This is a genomic window from Curtobacterium sp. UNCCL17 (genome assembly GCF_000686685.1).
In the GTDB taxonomy this organism is placed as follows: domain Bacteria; phylum Actinomycetota; class Actinomycetes; order Actinomycetales; family Microbacteriaceae; genus Curtobacterium; species Curtobacterium flaccumfaciens.
The window spans coordinates 495,870-510,521 of the sequence record NZ_KK366000.1; the positions used below are offsets into that span (position 1 = coordinate 495,870).

At 72.0% G+C, this 14,652-nt stretch carries 17 protein-coding genes; 6 read left to right on the plus strand and 11 right to left on the minus strand.

The window, feature by feature from the left end; translation table 11 throughout:
• Positions 1-7: 7 nt before the first annotated feature.
• The 3 genes from BR70_RS0107225 to BR70_RS23195 form a co-directional block, all read right to left on the minus strand.
• Positions 8-298, minus strand: coding sequence for an ArsR/SmtB family transcription factor (locus BR70_RS0107225; protein WP_027465525.1), 291 nt, complete (start codon positions 296-298; stop codon positions 8-10).
• Between the two features lie 120 nt (positions 299-418).
• On the minus strand, positions 419-574 hold the full coding sequence (locus BR70_RS19975; protein ID WP_017887460.1) for a hypothetical protein: 156 nt from the start codon (positions 572-574) through the stop codon (positions 419-421).
• 89 nt (positions 575-663) lie between these two features.
• The gene (locus BR70_RS23195) at positions 664-1,059 is read right to left on the minus strand and encodes an isochorismatase family protein (protein WP_051596715.1); all 396 of its coding nucleotides are present in this window, start codon (positions 1,057-1,059) and stop codon (positions 664-666) included.
• Positions 1,060-1,117: 58 nt separating this feature from the next.
• Here BR70_RS23195 and BR70_RS19985 point away from each other — a divergent pair, with 58 nt between their 5' ends.
• Entirely contained in the window at positions 1,118-1,771 is a 654-nt protein-coding gene (locus tag BR70_RS19985) for a GlxA family transcriptional regulator (RefSeq protein ID WP_197019640.1), read from the plus strand.
• A 121-nt stretch (positions 1,772-1,892) separates the two neighbouring features.
• On the opposite strand, the gene BR70_RS0107245 is transcribed toward BR70_RS19985, so the two are convergent.
• The 8 genes from BR70_RS0107245 to BR70_RS0107285 all read right to left on the minus strand — a co-directional run bounded on the left by BR70_RS0107245 (position 1,893) and on the right by BR70_RS0107285 (position 10,739).
• A complete protein-coding gene (locus BR70_RS0107245; protein ID WP_027465526.1) occupies positions 1,893-3,494 on the minus strand; it encodes a Na+/H+ antiporter in 1,602 nt (533 codons plus the stop codon).
• Positions 3,495-3,631: 137 nt separating this feature from the next.
• Positions 3,632-4,765, minus strand: coding sequence for a DUF475 domain-containing protein (locus BR70_RS0107255; RefSeq protein WP_027465527.1), 1,134 nt, complete (start codon positions 4,763-4,765; stop codon positions 3,632-3,634).
• Between the two features lie 214 nt (positions 4,766-4,979).
• Positions 4,980-6,548: a helix-turn-helix domain-containing protein gene (locus tag BR70_RS0107260; RefSeq protein WP_027465528.1), complete on the minus strand. Its 1,569-nt coding sequence runs from the start codon at positions 6,546-6,548 to the stop codon at positions 4,980-4,982.
• 110 nt (positions 6,549-6,658) lie between these two features.
• Positions 6,659-7,453 carry an anti-sigma factor gene (locus BR70_RS0107265; protein WP_027465529.1) on the minus strand — a complete coding sequence of 265 codons (795 nt, stop codon included), beginning with the start codon at positions 7,451-7,453 and terminating at the stop codon, positions 6,659-6,661.
• On the minus strand, positions 7,450-7,995 hold the full coding sequence (locus BR70_RS0107270; protein ID WP_027465530.1) for an RNA polymerase sigma factor: 546 nt from the start codon (positions 7,993-7,995) through the stop codon (positions 7,450-7,452). The genes BR70_RS0107265 and BR70_RS0107270 overlap by 4 nt, the downstream gene beginning before the upstream one ends.
• A gap of 68 nt (positions 7,996-8,063) precedes the next feature.
• On the minus strand, positions 8,064-8,681 hold the full coding sequence (locus tag BR70_RS0107275) for a class F sortase (RefSeq protein ID WP_027465531.1): 618 nt from the start codon (positions 8,679-8,681) through the stop codon (positions 8,064-8,066).
• A gap of 29 nt (positions 8,682-8,710) precedes the next feature.
• On the minus strand, positions 8,711-9,550 hold the full coding sequence (locus BR70_RS0107280; protein WP_027465532.1) for a DUF4397 domain-containing protein: 840 nt from the start codon (positions 9,548-9,550) through the stop codon (positions 8,711-8,713).
• Between the two features lie 109 nt (positions 9,551-9,659).
• Positions 9,660-10,739: a hypothetical protein gene (locus BR70_RS0107285; RefSeq protein WP_027465533.1), complete on the minus strand. Its 1,080-nt coding sequence runs from the start codon at positions 10,737-10,739 to the stop codon at positions 9,660-9,662.
• A 128-nt stretch (positions 10,740-10,867) separates the two neighbouring features.
• On the opposite strand from BR70_RS0107285, the gene BR70_RS0107290 reads away from it, so the two are divergent.
• The 5 genes from BR70_RS0107290 (at position 10,868) to fliN (ending at position 14,648) form a co-directional block, all read left to right on the plus strand.
• A complete protein-coding gene (locus BR70_RS0107290; RefSeq protein WP_027465534.1) occupies positions 10,868-11,164 on the plus strand; it encodes a flagellar FlbD family protein in 297 nt (98 codons plus the stop codon).
• 1 nt (position 11,165) lies between these two features.
• Positions 11,166-11,990 (plus strand): motility protein A, encoded by an 825-nt coding sequence (locus BR70_RS0107295; RefSeq protein WP_027465535.1) that lies wholly within the window; start codon positions 11,166-11,168, stop codon positions 11,988-11,990.
• 2 nt (positions 11,991-11,992) lie between these two features.
• The gene (locus BR70_RS0107300; RefSeq protein ID WP_027465536.1) at positions 11,993-12,922 is read left to right on the plus strand and encodes an OmpA/MotB family protein; all 930 of its coding nucleotides are present in this window, start codon (positions 11,993-11,995) and stop codon (positions 12,920-12,922) included.
• A 143-nt stretch (positions 12,923-13,065) separates the two neighbouring features.
• Positions 13,066-13,944 (plus strand): flagellar motor switch protein FliM, encoded by an 879-nt coding sequence (locus BR70_RS0107305; RefSeq protein ID WP_027465537.1) that lies wholly within the window; start codon positions 13,066-13,068, stop codon positions 13,942-13,944.
• A complete protein-coding gene (fliN, locus tag BR70_RS0107310) occupies positions 13,944-14,648 on the plus strand; it encodes a flagellar motor switch protein FliN (RefSeq protein WP_027465538.1) in 705 nt (234 codons plus the stop codon). The genes BR70_RS0107305 and fliN overlap by 1 nt, the downstream gene beginning before the upstream one ends.
• Positions 14,649-14,652: the final 4 nt, after the last annotated feature.

Consider the following 14,652-nt stretch of genomic DNA (forward strand, 5'->3'; position numbering starts at 1 on the left):
CGGCGGTTCAGCCGGCTTCGGACTCGCTGACGTGGCTGACCGCGTCACCGACGATGTGGGCGATGTGCTCGTCGTGCAGCGAGTAGACGGCGTTCCGCCCGATGCGCTCGACCTGCACGATGCCCGCGAGCCGCAGCGTGCGGAGGTGCTGGGACACCAGGGGCTGCGACAGCTCGGTCGCTTCGGCGAGGGAGCCGACGTCGGAAGGCTGGGAGATCAGCGCGGACAGGATCCGGAGTCGGGCGGGCGAGGACAGCGCCTTGAAGAGTTCGGCTGCTGCTTCGATCCCGTCTGACATGGACTCATGTAAGCGCACGCGCATACGTGCATGCAACACGACGGCCCCGGCGCGGTGCGTCGGGGCCGTCGTGCAGGTCCGTCGATCGGTGCTGATCACGGGCCTGCGCTGATCAGGAGATCAGTGCTCGTCGTAGTGGTCGCCGTGCTGGGCGTGCTTGTGTCCGTCGTGGACGAAGTCGACGTGGTCCTCGTGCTGGACCGTCTCGTGGCCGCAGCCGTCCTGGTGGGTGTGCTCGGCGACGGTGTGCTCTGCGCTGTTCTCGTGCTCGGCCATGGTGACCTCCTGCTGATCGTCGGTTGGGATGCCCTCAGCGTAAGTCAAACATGCAGAAGTTGCAATACATTTATAGATGAGAACGGATGTCAGCCGGGGAACCGCTGGGTTCCCGCGACGGCAGACGTCGGCAGCGCGTCTCCGGGGATCGCGACTCCGGCGGTGAGTGCCGACGTCCACTCCGCGGTCGGTGCCACCGCGGCGAGGTTTGACTGCAACAGCGCCATCAGCGTGCGGTGCACCGTCTCGGCCGACACGGCCCCGCCGGCGTTGACGATGTTGATCGCGCCGGTCGCGTCGGACAGCACCTCGACCGAGACGCCGAGCGCTTCCGCCTCGGCAGCTGAGGCGATGATGCAGTTGTTCGTCATGAAGCCGACCAGGGTGACCGTGTCGATCGACCGCTCCTGCAGCCAGGCGAGCAGGTCCGTGTGGGCGAAGACGGAGCTGAACTGCTTCGTGCCGTCCTGGACCGACGACGGCACTCGCCTGCCGGCACCGACGGAGCGGGCGGTCGTCGACGCGCACGCGCGGGGATCGGTCGTGGCCGGTCTGTGCCTCGGGTCGATCGCAGTCGCCGGTGCCGGGCTCCTCGCGGGACGCAGCGCCGTCACGCACTGGCGCGAGGTCGACCGGCTCGCCGCCGCTCACCCCGACGTCACCGTCGACGCCGACGTGCTCTACGTCGACCACGGTGACGTGCTGACCTCGGCGGGCACGGCGTCCGGGCTGGACGCGTGCCTGCACGTCGTGCGGACGCGGCTGGGCGCCGACGCGGCGAACCGGGTCGCGCGGAGCCTGGTCGTCGCGCCGCACCGCGAAGGCGGGCAGGCCCAGTACATCGAGCGCCCGGTCGTGCAGCGTCTGGGCGACGACCCGGTGGCGACGGCATCGGCCTGGGCGGTCGAGCACCTGGACGAGGATCTCGGCGTCGACCGACTCGCTGCGGCGGCCCACATGAGCCGCCGTAGCTTCGTCCGGGCCTTCAAGGCATCGACCGGCACCACCCCGGCGGCCTGGGTACGGAGTCGCCGTCTGGACGAGGCCCGTCGGCTGCTCGAGGCCACCGACCTGCCTGTCGATCGGATCGCCGCAGCGTGCGGGTTCGGCAACCCGGTCACGCTGCGGCAGAACTTCACCGCGGCGTTCGGCAGCACACCCTCGAGCTACCGCCGACGGTTCGACGCGCGGCCCTGACCGGCCGGCCGAGCGAGTGCGTTCCTTCCCATGACGGCTGCAATGGGGACGGGAAACGGGCGTACCTGGTCAGAACGACAGACCGGGTACGCCCGTTTCGACCAGGTGTGCGCGGAGCGCCCTACGACGACGTGGGCGGTGACGCCACCGACTCGATGCCATCCAACCGCGCCTCTTCCGCGTCGTAGCCCGCACGCACCTGGCGCAGCACCAGGTCGTCGATCTCGTCGGCGTCGCGCAGGCGCAACAGGGTCCTCGCCTTGTGCTGGACGAGTGCGAGCTCGAGGGCGACCGCGTTGTCGTGCCGCTGCAGCGCGGGGTGGTCGTCGTCGTCCCCCTCGCGGGCCTCGATCACGTCGAGGTGTGCCTCGTACTCCTTCCGCAGGCGATCGACGGTGGCACGATCGGCTCCGGTCGACCGTGCCAGGCGGGGGAGCGCATCGAGCGCCTCCTCGATGGCGGTGCGTTCGGCGTAGCGACGTTCCTCGCTGACGGACTCGTCCTCGGGCAGCGCGGCGCGGCGCAGGACGGCCGGCAGCACGAGGGCCTGGCCGACGATCGTGACGATGACCACGCCGGCGGTGACGAAGACGATGAGGTCCCGCTCGGGGAAGTCTCCGCCGGACTCCAGGGTGCGCGGCACGGCGACGGCCATGGCGAGCGACACCGCGCCCCGGAACCCGGCGAACCCGCTGACGAGCCGGTCGCGGTGCCCTTCGCGGGGTTCCCCGCCGGTGCGCCGGGTGACGAGCCAGATGGTCCCGCCCGCGGCGTTGAGGAACGCGAACCGCACGATGACGAGCAGCACCGCGACCGCGAAGACGATCCCGGTCCCACGCAGCAGGTCGGCGGGGTCGAGCGCGCGGGCGGCGACCATCGCCTCGATACCGACCAGGACGAACAGCGCGCCGTTGAGCAGGAAGGTCAGGAACGACCAGAACGCGCGCACCTGCTGTCGGGTCTCGGCGCGGTCGAGCTTGGGGCCGACCTGGCTGACGACGATGCCGGCCGCCACGACGGCGAGCACGCCGGAGGCGCCGATGGCCTCGGCGGCCAGGAAGGCTGCGAAGGGCACGAGCAGGGTGACGAGGTTCTCGAGCACGACGGTGTCGACGCGCCGCAGCACCATCGTCCCGATCCAGGCGGCGGCGAGCCCGGCGGCGACCCCGCCGATGTAGGACAGGACGAGCATGCCGGACACGCCCCAGAACGTGAGCTCCTGCGTGCCGACGGTGACGGCCACCGCGATGCCGTAGACGACGAGGGTGGTGCCGTCGTTCACCAGGCTCTCGGCGCGGAGCACCGTGACGTTCCGCCGCGGCAGCATCTTCGTGAGCACGCCGACCGCGGTCGCGTCGGTCGGGGCGACCGCGGCGCCGAGCACCCAGGCCGGCCCCCACGGCATCCCGAGCAGGTGCAGCAGCACGGCGACGGCACCGGCGGTCACCACGACGAGCAGGGTGCCCATCAGGACGATGCCGCGCAGGTTCTTCCGGATCTCGCGGAGCGACGTCGTCAGGCTCTCCCAGTAGAGCAGCGCCGGCAGGAACAGCAGCAGCACGGCCTCGGCAGGGAGCTCGACGTCCGCGAACTCCGGCACGAGCCCGAGCAGCGCGCCGAAGACCAGGAGCAGCACGGGTGGTGCGATCCGGATCCGGTCGGCCACGGCCGCCGTCAGTGCGATCGCGAGGCCGAGCACGACCACCAGTTCCGGTCCCAGCACGTGCACTCCGATCGTCGTCCGACCCGCCAGTCAACGCCGATCCACGGTGGATCCTTCCAGAACAGCCGGACGACGCGCCGCACCACACCCGGACGACGCGCCGCACCACGCCGCACGACCCGTCACGAGCCGCAGCATCACACCGCCCGCGGCCGCCGCACCACCCGCCGCCACCACGCGCGCCACGGCAGGGAGCTCACCAGCGCCGACCCGATCACGACGGTCCCGAACCACCCCACGACGACGCCCGGGATCGGCACGAGCAGACTCGCCCACAGCAGCACTGACAGCACCCCGAGCACGTACGCCGCCCCGGCCTTCAGGTACCGCAGCCGCTTGAGCCCCGCAGCCTGGTCGACCCGCGAGGTCAGGCGGGCCAGGAACACCGCGCCCACCCCGATCGCCCCGATGGCGACGGCGGCCTGCTCGAGGGCCCCGAGCCCGTCCGATCCGAGCGGCCCGGACCCCGACAGGCTGTACACGCCGTCGAGGATCTCGAACAGCATGAACACGACGAGCCCCCGCTCGAACACGACGGTCGACGCGTAGAGGTGGATGCGCCAGGCACCGCGGCCGACCCCGATCGACGCCGTGTCCGACGCGCCGCCGACGGGGCCGCTGCGCAGCGCCCACGACGCGGTCCGCTTCGACACGAGGTACGCGGCGATGCCGGCCACCCCGCCGAGCGCGACCGGCAGCAGCGCACCGGCGGCCCACCCGGAACGCGACCCGACGAGCACGGAGGTCACCACGACCCCTGTCGCAGCGGTGACCAGCGACCAGACGCGGGGTCGCGCGACGGAGGCGAGCCGCGCCTCCAGGCTGCCCAGCCACGACCTGCGGGACGCGCGGTCGGTGTTGAACAGGTACTCGGCGAAGACCTGCCAGATGAACGCGGCGCCGAAGGCGGCGAGGGCGGGACGCACCTCGGCCAGGTGCGCGGAGAACGAGCCGGGCGCGAAGACGGCTTCCTCGACCGAGCTGGCCGGGTCGGTCGCGTCGCCGACCGCGACGGCGGCCGGCGGCAGGAGCAGGCGCATCGCGAGCACGCCCGCGACGATGCCGAGCGACAGGAACAGCCGCCGGGCGGGGGAGTGCAGCCGGCCGGCGATGCCGGCCATCGGCACGGACGAGTCCGCGGCCATCGCGATCTCGAGGAACGCGAGGGCCACGAAGGCGAGCGCTGCGGCGGGGCCGAGCACCAGCCAGGCCGCCGCGGCGGCCGCGACGGTGATGAGAAGGGGGACGGTCAGGAGTGATCTCGTGGCCATCTGCCCATCCAGCACGGTCGGGCTGGGCGGCGCATGGAGCGCTCCTGGGCATCGGCCTGGAGGCCCGTGGGGACTCCGCAGAACGGGTGACGGCCCGTCCCCACTTGCGGGGACGGGCCGGTCGGGGGAAACGCAAAACACCGGTGTTCGCGTGTAGAACCGCGGTCTGCGCGTGTTCAACCGGCGAACACCGGTGTCTAGCGGGGGTTCAGCGTCAGTCGTGGAACGTCTCGATGGACGCACCGAGCGAGTTGAGCCGCTCCTGCAGCTGCTCGTAGCCACGGGCGATGATGCCGACGTTGCGCAGGACGCTCTCGCCCTTCGCCGCGAGCATCGCCAGCAGGATCACCACGGCAGGCCGCAGTGCCGGCGGGCAGCTGATCTCGGCCCCGGAGAAGTGCGTCGGGCCGGTGACGTCGAGGCGGTGCGGGTCACGCAAGGTGACGCTCGCGCCCAGGCGGGTGAGGTCGAGCAGGTGGATCGCCCGGCCCTCGTAGACCCAGTCGTGCACGAGCGTGGTGCCCTCGGCCATGGCCGCGATCACGACGAAGAACGGCAGGTTGTCGATGTTCAGGCCGGGGAACGGCATCGCGTGGATCTTGTCGATCGGCGCGTGCAGCTCGGACGGGTGCACCGTGATGTCGACGAGGCGGGTACGGCCGTTGGCGGCTGCGTACTCCTCGCTGACGTCGAAGCGCAGGCCCATCTCGGCCAGGGTCGCGAGCTCGATCTCGAGGAACTCGATCGGCGCACGCGTCACGGTGAGGGTCGACGCGGTGACGATGCCGGCGGTCAGCAGACTCATCGCCTCGACCGGGTCCTCGCTCGGCCAGTAGTCCACGACCTCGTCGATCTTGCTCTTGCCGGTGATGCGAAGCGTGGTGGTGCCGATGCCCTCGATCTGCACCCCGAGCAGCTCGAGGAAGAAGCAGAGGTCCTGCACCATGTAGTTGGGGCTGGCGTTCCGGATGACGGTCTCGCCGTCGCGGGCGGCGGCGGCCAGGATCGCGTTCTCGGTCACGGTGTCGCCGCGTTCGGTGAGCACGACCGACTTGGTGGGGACGGCCTGGTTCGCGACGTCGACCTCGTACCAGCCGGAGGTCGCCTCGACGTCCACGCCGAACGGACGCAGCGCGATGAGGTGCGGCTCGACCGTGCGGGTGCCGAGGTCGCAGCCGCCGGCGTAGGGCAGGCGGAAGGACTCGTACCGGCCGCTGAGCGGGCCGAGGAACATGAGCACGCTGCGGGTGCGGCGGGCGGCGTCCGCGTCGATCGCGTCGAGGTGCAGGTCGTCGGGGGCGACGATCTCGAGGGTCTCGCCGTCTTCCGACCAGGTGACGCTCGCGCCGAGGCTGCGGAGCACGTCGATGATGCGGTCGACCTCGACGATCCGGGCGACCTTGTGCAGACGGGTCACGCCGCGGTTGAGCAGCGAGGCGCAGAGCAGCGCCACGGCGGCGTTCTTGCTCGAGTTCACCGCGATGGAGCCGCTGAGCTTCCGGCCGCCCTGCACGCGCAGGTGGGCGCGCTGCGGGGCGCCGCCGATCGAGACGATCTGCTGGTCGAGGGCGTCGCTGATGCGGGTGAGCATCTCGAGGGACAGGTTCTGCCCACCCTGCTCGATGCGGTTGATCGCGCTCTGGCTGGTGCCGACGCGTTCGGCGAGCTGGGCCTGCGTCATGCTGCGGCCCTTGCGGGCGCCCCGGATCAGGGCGCCGACCTCACGGAGGGGTGCTGCGGTCGCCGGAGATGCCGGCGAGACGACGGTGGTGGTGTCGGTCATGCGCGCCACGCTAACACGCTCATGAGATAAACCGATGGAAGATCGACACCCGTTGCGCGTCCTGAGGTCTCGAATACGTCACAGTTGGGAATTTCGGGGGACGAAACTGCTCAGGGATCGGTCAGGGTGCCCCGGACGATCGAGTCGCCGGAGTGCGCCGGGTCGCCGTCGTCGGCCTCGGCAGAGACGTCCACGACCGGGAACTCCGCGGTGTCGACGCCGTCGGGCACCGTGAAGCGGCCCTGGTCACCGTCGAGGTAGCCGACGCTCACGAGTCCGCCGAGGTCCGACCGCATCATCCAGACTTCGCGCAGCGGACCGGTGCCGGAGCGACCGCGCTCTCCGTGCAGGTCGACGAGCAGGGTCACCCGACCGTCCTGGTCACGTTCGAGTTCGGCGCGGCCGGTCGTCCCCGACCAACCGGGCAGTGCGGCGAGCTCGGTGTTCGCCAGGACGGTCTCGGTGTCGCCGCGGGGGAGTCCGGGGACGACCCCCGACGCCACACCGATGCCGAGGACGACGGCGAGGACACCGACGCCGGCGATCACCAGCGCCAGGACACGGCGACGACGCGGACGGGATCGGTGTCGGCGTGCCACGGCGTGGTGCTGCCCGTCGGACGGCGTGGCGGCGGACGCGCGTTCAGCCGCTCGTCCTGGATCGGTCGCCGGCGCCGCGGCCTGTGGCGTCCGGGCGATCTCGGCCGCGATCCGGTCCCAAACGTGCTCCGGGGGCGCGGCCAGCGTGACGTCCTCGGACGCCCGGGTCACCGCGGCGACCCGCTGCAGCGCGGCCACCTCGTCGCGGCACCGGTCGCAGGACGCCAGGTGCTCGGCGACGTCGTCGGTCGCGACCTGGTCGGAGACCGCGAGCATCGCCAGCGTCTCGTCGTCGACGTGCTTCATTCGATCACCTCCAGACGTGTTCGGAGCCGAGCCAGACTTCGGTGGATGTGGCTCTTGACGGTGCCCAGCGGCAGTTCGAGCCGGTCGGCGATCTCACGATGGCTGAGGTCGTCGTAGAACGCCAGTCGCATCACGCGCCGTGGGACCTCGTCGAGCCGCTCGAGCTCGCCGGCGACGAGTGCGCGTTCGGCCAGGTCGAAGGCCGGTTCCGGCGCCGGAGTGGTCTCCTCGACCACGTCCGGGTCGGCGGCGCTGGCGTGCCGTCGGCGCTCGTTCTGCGCGTCGGCGATGCAGTTCCGGGTGATGCCGACCAGCCACGCGCCGAGCGGGGCGCGGCCGGGGTCGTAGCTCGTGCTGCGCTGCCAGGCCTTCACGAAGACCTGCTGCGTGACGTCCTCCGCGGCGGCCGCGTCGGCCAGGGCGCGCAGGGCCAGCGAGTACACGAGCGACGACCACCGTTCGTAGACGGCTCGCAGGGCGTGCTCGCCCCCGGCGCGGAACGCGTCCGAGAGCTCGCTGTCGTCCGGGAGGATGGTCGTCACGTCTTCCTGTCGCTGGCGCGGTCGTCGTCGACCACGGTCCGATCGTAGGGGGCGGATCGTCGCCACGGTCAGGCCGGGACCGCGGTGACGACGAGGTTGCTCTCGTAGTGTCCGGTGGCTGTGTCGAACGTCCCGCCGCAGGTCACCAGGACGAGCCGTCGGGGCCCGTCGTCACGGAACACCTCACCCCAGGGGAGTCCCTGCTTCTCGAGCATGCTGACGGAGTCGATCCGCCACGCGGTCTCGGCACCGTCCGCGTCGGTCAGGGTGACCCGGGTGCCGGACGGGGCGTCGCCGAGCCGGGAGAACGGGCCGATGCCGTAGCCGACCGCGTCGACGTGGGCCGCGATGACGACGGTGCCCTCGGTGGACGACGGTGCGGCACCGAACCGGTACCAGCCCGCGGCGGCCGGGTCGGGCGGGAGCGCCATCGCGCCGTCCTCGTCGACCCCCTCCGGACGGACCGGCGCGCTGATGCCGGCGTGGTCGACGGTGATGGTGGTCGGGGCGGGGGCGTCCCGGACCGGGGGGATCGTGGCGGCCTGCTGTGGCACCTCGGTCGAGAACGCCGACGGGACCGGTGTGGGGGTGGTGGTCGTCAGGACGGACGGCTGCCCGCCGGGGGTGGTCCCGGCCGACGAGCACCCGGTCAGGGCGGCGGCCGCCACGGCGACGACGAGCGTCACCGTGGCGGACCGCACTGGGCGTGGCACGTTCAGCGGCGGGTCGCTGTGTGCCGGCGGCGGAGCACCACGGCCCCGATCGCGGCAGCGGCGGCCAGTGCGGCCGCCGCTGCGCCGACCAGGGACAGGGGGTCCTGGTCGTTCGTGGCCACGAGACCGGCGTTCCCGGCAGGGACGCCGTTCGGCGTGCCGCCGAGGTCTGCGATCGTCTGCGTGGCGAGGGCGAGGTTGTCGTCGTCCAGGCTGCCCCAGGCGTAGACGATGGTCGACGAGCCCGCGGTGACCGCGACGTCCGCCGGGCCGATCACGGGGTCGGTGGTCCCGGTGGCGGCGACGGTCGCCGACACGGTGCCGGCCGGCAGCTCGAGAGCCTGCTCGTCGGGGTTCGACAGGTTCGACACGACGGGCTTCCCACCGGCGAGGACGTCGACGGCCGGTGCGGCGGCGACGTGCCGGACGACCAGGCGTCCCTGGCCGGCCGCGACGGCCGAGGTGTCGTTGGTGAACACCGTGGCGGTGGGTGACCCGTCCGTGGCGTCGTGGGCGACGGCGGTGTAGTTGCCCCCGGCGTCGAACGAGACGTCCGCCGGGCCGATGATCGGCTTCGACGCATCGGTGGCGTCCGAGGCGGTGATCGCGAGCTGGTGCGCACCGGCCGGCACCATCATGGGGCCGGCAAGGGTGCCCGGGGTGAAGTCGTCGATGGCACGTTCGCCGTCGAGGTAGACGTCGACGGTGACGTCCGGCACGGCGTGGAGGACCGAGAGCGTCGCCTCGCCGGTGGCGGCGGTCGCAGCGGTCGCGGGCAGTACGGCCGCGGCGGCGGCGAACAGGACACCGGCGCTGAGGCCGGTGGCGAGTGTCTTGCGCATGACGTGTCTCCTTCGGGCCTGTCCGGGCCGGTGCGGACGACGTCGTCCTCGACGTCGTACCCCCACTACCGCCGGAGCACCCCGATCGGATGCAGCGATTTCCTGGGGATCAGCTGAGACGGCGCCAGACCCCTGCGTTGCCCGGACGCGACCAGGTCTCCGGATCGCCCGTGACGGCCTCGTCCCCGGCTCCCAGGTCGGTGAGCCGGTACGCGGAGTCCGGCGTCCACCCGGCGACGACGCTCGCGCGGCTGCCGTCGACCGGCACGGCGAGCCCGGAAGTGCGGAACCAGCCCGCGACGGTCAGGTGCACGACGTCGTACTCGGTGGCCGCCGCGGACCAGTCCGGCAGCACCCAGTCGCCCTGCCGTCCGGTCGCCACGGCCCAGTCGTTCCTTCGGGTCGTCCCCGTCACGTCGAGCGGCCAGCGCCGGCACAGCGCGGCCCAGTCGGCGGGACCCTCGACGGTGCACACGCGCGCCGTGGCATCGGCCGGCACCGCCGAGACGACGGCGCGTTCCTGCCCGAAGGAGTCCTCGACCGCCCAGAGCGCCAGCGGCCCGGCGGACGGGAACGGCGCTCGCGTGTGCTGCGCGAGCGGCCACGGCGGCGTCGTCCACCACACCCCGCTGCCGGTCCCCGGACTTCCCTCGGAGATCTCGTCCCGCAGCTCCAGCGCCCAGTCGGCCAGTGCCGCTTCCGCGCTCGGACGACGGGGCTGGTCGCCCTCGTCGAACTCGACGCTCCATGCTCCGCCCTGCGGGTCGGAGAGCCGGCGCACGACCGGGCTGTCGACCGCCCACTGAGCGAGCCGCCGGAGCGCGGCCAGCAGTTCCGTCCGAGCGAGGAGCGCGTCCAGCGCATCGGGCTGCTGCCACCACAGCGCGCTCTCCGCAGTCGACTCGAGTGCGACCACGACGTCGTCCTCGCCCACGGACGGCAGGGACACCGCCGCGAGTGCGCTCGCCACCGCTGCCAGGTTCGGAGCCGGATCGGGTTCGACCGCACCACCGATGCCGAAGAGCGTTCGGTCGTCGCCGCGTTCGACGCCGAGGTGGTGCTCCGCCCAGAAGAGCAGGTCGCCGAGTTGTAGGGCGGCCGGGTCGTCGGGGTCCTGGACACCGCTGACGAGCTCCAGGCAGAAGCGCCGGCCACGCGGGTGGGCGAGCAGGTCCGAGGCATCGATCACCGAACCAGGCTAGTGACGGCCGCTAACGCACCCGTCGCACCCGCCGATAGTCCTCCGTGCAGGCCCACGGACGGGCCCGCATCCCGCCCCACGGACGGCGGCGGGACGATCGAGAACCAGGACGGGCCATGATCGTCGTCACACGACTGAACGGCAGCGGATTCGCTGTGAACCCCGATCTCGTGGAGCGCATCCAGGAGACGCCGGACACGACGCTCATCATGGTCGACGGTGCGAAGTACATCGTGCGGGAGTCGATGGCCGACGTCATCGACCTGATCGCCGCGTACCGCGCACGCATCGTCGGCATGGCCTACGGCACCGACCAGGCCCCCCGCACGAACACCGGCCCGCAGCCGACGCTCGCCCCGGTCGCCGCGCTCCGCTCCACGCAGCACGGTCGCGCGCTGGACGGGGGTCGCTGACGTGGACATCGCAACGATCATCGGCATCCTGCTCGCCTTCGGCGCCCTGTTCGGCATGGTCCAGATGGAGCACGTCGAGCTCGGTGGACTCTTCCTGCCCGCCCCGATGCTGCTCGTGTTCGGTGCCACCATCGGCTGTGGCATCGCCAGCACCACGCTGAAGGACGCGATCGCCAGCTTCAAGGCGGTCCCGAAGGCGTTCACCGGCAAGGTCACCCCGCCGGCGTCGGTCATCGACGACGTCGTCGGGCTCGCCGAGACCGCCCGCGCGAACGGCCTGCTCGCCCTCGAGCAGGAGGCCGACAAGCACGACGACCCGTTCATGAAGAAGGCGCTGCAGAACATCGCGGACGGCACCGACGGCGACGAGCTGCGGATCCTGCTCGAGGACGAGATCGAGTCGAACGCGGCCCCGACCCGGAGCGCGAGTGCGTTCTTCATGGGCCTCGGCGGCTTCGCCCCGACCGTCGGCATCATCGGCACCGTGGTCTCGCTGACCCACGTGCTCGCGAACCTCGGCAAGCCCGACGAGCTCGGACCGCTGATCGCCAGCGCGTTCGTCGCCACCCTGTGGGGCCTGCTGACCGCGAACTTCATGTGGCTGCCGATCGGCGGGAAGCTCCGCAAGCTCGCCCAGCTCGAGTCGGACCGCCAGACGCTCCTGATGGAGGGGCTGCTCGCGGTGCAGGCCGGCAGCCAGCCCCGTCTGCTCGGTGAGCGGCTGAAGGCCATGGTCCCGCCCGCCGCCCGCGCCGACACGGGCGGCAAGGCCGGCAAGGCCGGCAAGAAGGCCGACGCGGCCGACGACCAGCAGCTGGCGGCCTGACCGTGAGCGCCAACCCCCGGGGCCGCGGCCGCGGTCGCGCGAAGAAGTCCCACGACGAGGCCGAGCACCCCGACGAGCGCTGGATGGCGTCCTACATGGACATGATCACGGTGCTGATGTGCATGTTCCTCGTGCTCTTCGCGATGTCCACCGTCGACCAGGAGAAGTACATCCAGCTGAAGCAGTCGCTCGCCACCGGCTTCGGCGAGGTCGACTCGCAGAAGATCGACACCGCGAGCGGCACCGTCGTGACGAAGGACCAGGTCGAGGACGGCTCCGGCTACTCGACGGACAAGTCCCAGGCCGACCACTCGACCGCCTCGTCGGGCACGAAGGACACCAACGTCGACCCCGCGTCGACGGTGGTGCCGACGACGGCGACGAAGCAGGACCTCGCCGAGGCGAAGCGCGAGCTCGACGACCTGACGAAGCTCGAGCGTGCGATCCAGCACAACCTGGCGAAGGCGGGCCAGAGCGAGAACGTCCAGTTCACCGTGGACGCCCGCGGCCTGATCGTCCGGTTGATCGGCAGCGAGACGTACTTCGGCACGAACAGCGCGGACCTGTCCGACCAGGCGCGGTCGATCATGGACGCCATCGCGCCGGTGCTGAAGACCTCCGACCACGACGTCAGCGTCGAGGGGCACGCCGACCAGCGGAACTCGACGGCGCCGTACGCGACCAACTGGGAGCTCAGCGCGGCTCGGGCGACCGGGGTCCTGCGCGACCTGGTCGAGCGCGGCGGGATGCCCGGCGAGCACGTGCAGAGCGTCGGGTTCGGGTCGAGCCGGCCACTGGCGAAAGGTGGCACGGACCGGGACCTCGCCCTGAACCGCCGGGTCGACATCGTGGTGCTGTCGAACGCCGACCAGGACGTCAGCGCGCTGATGCCGGCGCTGGCGAAGGCACAGGACGGAGCGCAGCAGGGCTGAGACACCGAGCGCAGCGGGGCCGGGACACGGAGCGCAGCAGGGCTGAGGCACGCACCGCGCGGAGCGCACCAGCGCTGACGCCACCGCCCCACTACGGGGTACAGCACTGACGGGCGCCCCACAGGTGACCGATAGACGCACCCGTGACCGAGACCCTGCCAGCGCCCGAGGTGTACGACTTCGCGCGCCCGTCGACGCTGGCCCGTGAGCACGCCCGGGTCCTCGAGCTCGCCTTCGAGACGTTCGCGCGCCAGTGGGGTACGCAGCTGACGGCGAAGGTCCGCGCGGTCAGCCAGGTCACCTGCGAGCAGGTGGAGATGACGACGTACGACGAGTACGCCGCGTCGCTGCCCGCGCTCACCGGCATGGTGCTGCTGCCGATCACCGGCCTGACCCCGAAGGGCGTGCTGCAGGTCCCGCTCGACGCCGCGCTCACGTGGGTGTCGCACGCACTGGGCGCCTCGAAGCCGCTGCCGACGCCGGACCGCACCTTCACGCCCATCGAGCAGGCCCTGGTCCGCAAGATCGTCGAGGACGCCCTCGACGACCTCCGCTACTCGTTCGGCGGGCTGCTCGCGCAGGACGTCGCGGTCGGCGGGTTCCAGTTCAACAGCCAGTTCGCCCAGGCCGCGCAGAAGGGCGACCTGATGATCGTCGCCTCGTTCTCGATCCGGGTCGGCGACCGCATCGCCCCCGGCACGCTGGCCCTGCCGGCCGAGGCCGTCCTGCCGCAGCTCGGCGAGGCTGCAGCGCACGTGTCGCCGGCCGACGCCCGAGCCCTGCTGGACGCGCAGCTCGAGAGCGTGCCCGTGGGCGTCAGCCTGCGCTTCGCCCCGGCCGCGGTCCTGCCGACGCAGGTCCTGCGGCTCGCCGTCGGCGATGTCCTGCCGCTGCCGCACCCGCAGCACCGGCCCCTCACCATCGCGGTCGACGGCGAACCCGTCGGCACCGCCGCGGTCGGCGCGAACGGCTCGCGCCTCGCCGGCATCGTCGTCACCACCACGAGCACGGAGCAGCACTGATGACCGAATCGACCACCCTCCACACCGCAGCGGCCGAGTCGCTCGCGGCGCAGCTCCCGACGGCCGCCCCCTTGACCGCGGTGCTCCTGCCGGGAGGCGCGACACCGGTCGTGCTCGACGCGGCGACGGACGCCGTGGTCGCCTCGTTCGTCGGCGGCCTGTCGGCCGACCTGGCGCTCGTGCTCACCGACCTCGAGTCGATCACGGCCGCCGGAGGCACCGACCACGGCATCGTGGCCGTCACCGACGTGCTGCGTCCGTCGCTCGAGGCCGCGGCCGGGGTCCTCGGCGTCGGGGTGCTCGGCGAGGCGCACCGCGAGTCGGCCGCGTCACTGCTGGCCGACCCGGACACCGTCGTGTTCGAACTCACCGCCGGTGGCCTGCCCGCCGGGTGGTTCGGCATCCGGATCCGCGAGAACGGCACGGTGTCGGCGCCCGTCGTGGCGAACCTGCCCGCCGGCAACCTCGGCCGGATCAACAACGTCGAGATGACCCTGACGGTCGAGATCGGCCGCACCCGGATGTCGGTCCGCGACGTGCTCGGCATGGAGCCCGGCGCCGTCGTCGAGCTCGACCGCAGTGCCGGCGCCCCCGCCGACGTCCTGCTGAACGGCCGCCTCATCGCGCACGGCGAGGTCGTCGTCGTCGACCAGGACTACGCGGTCCGGATCACCCGCATCCTCGACGTCGCCGAGAGCGTCTGAGACC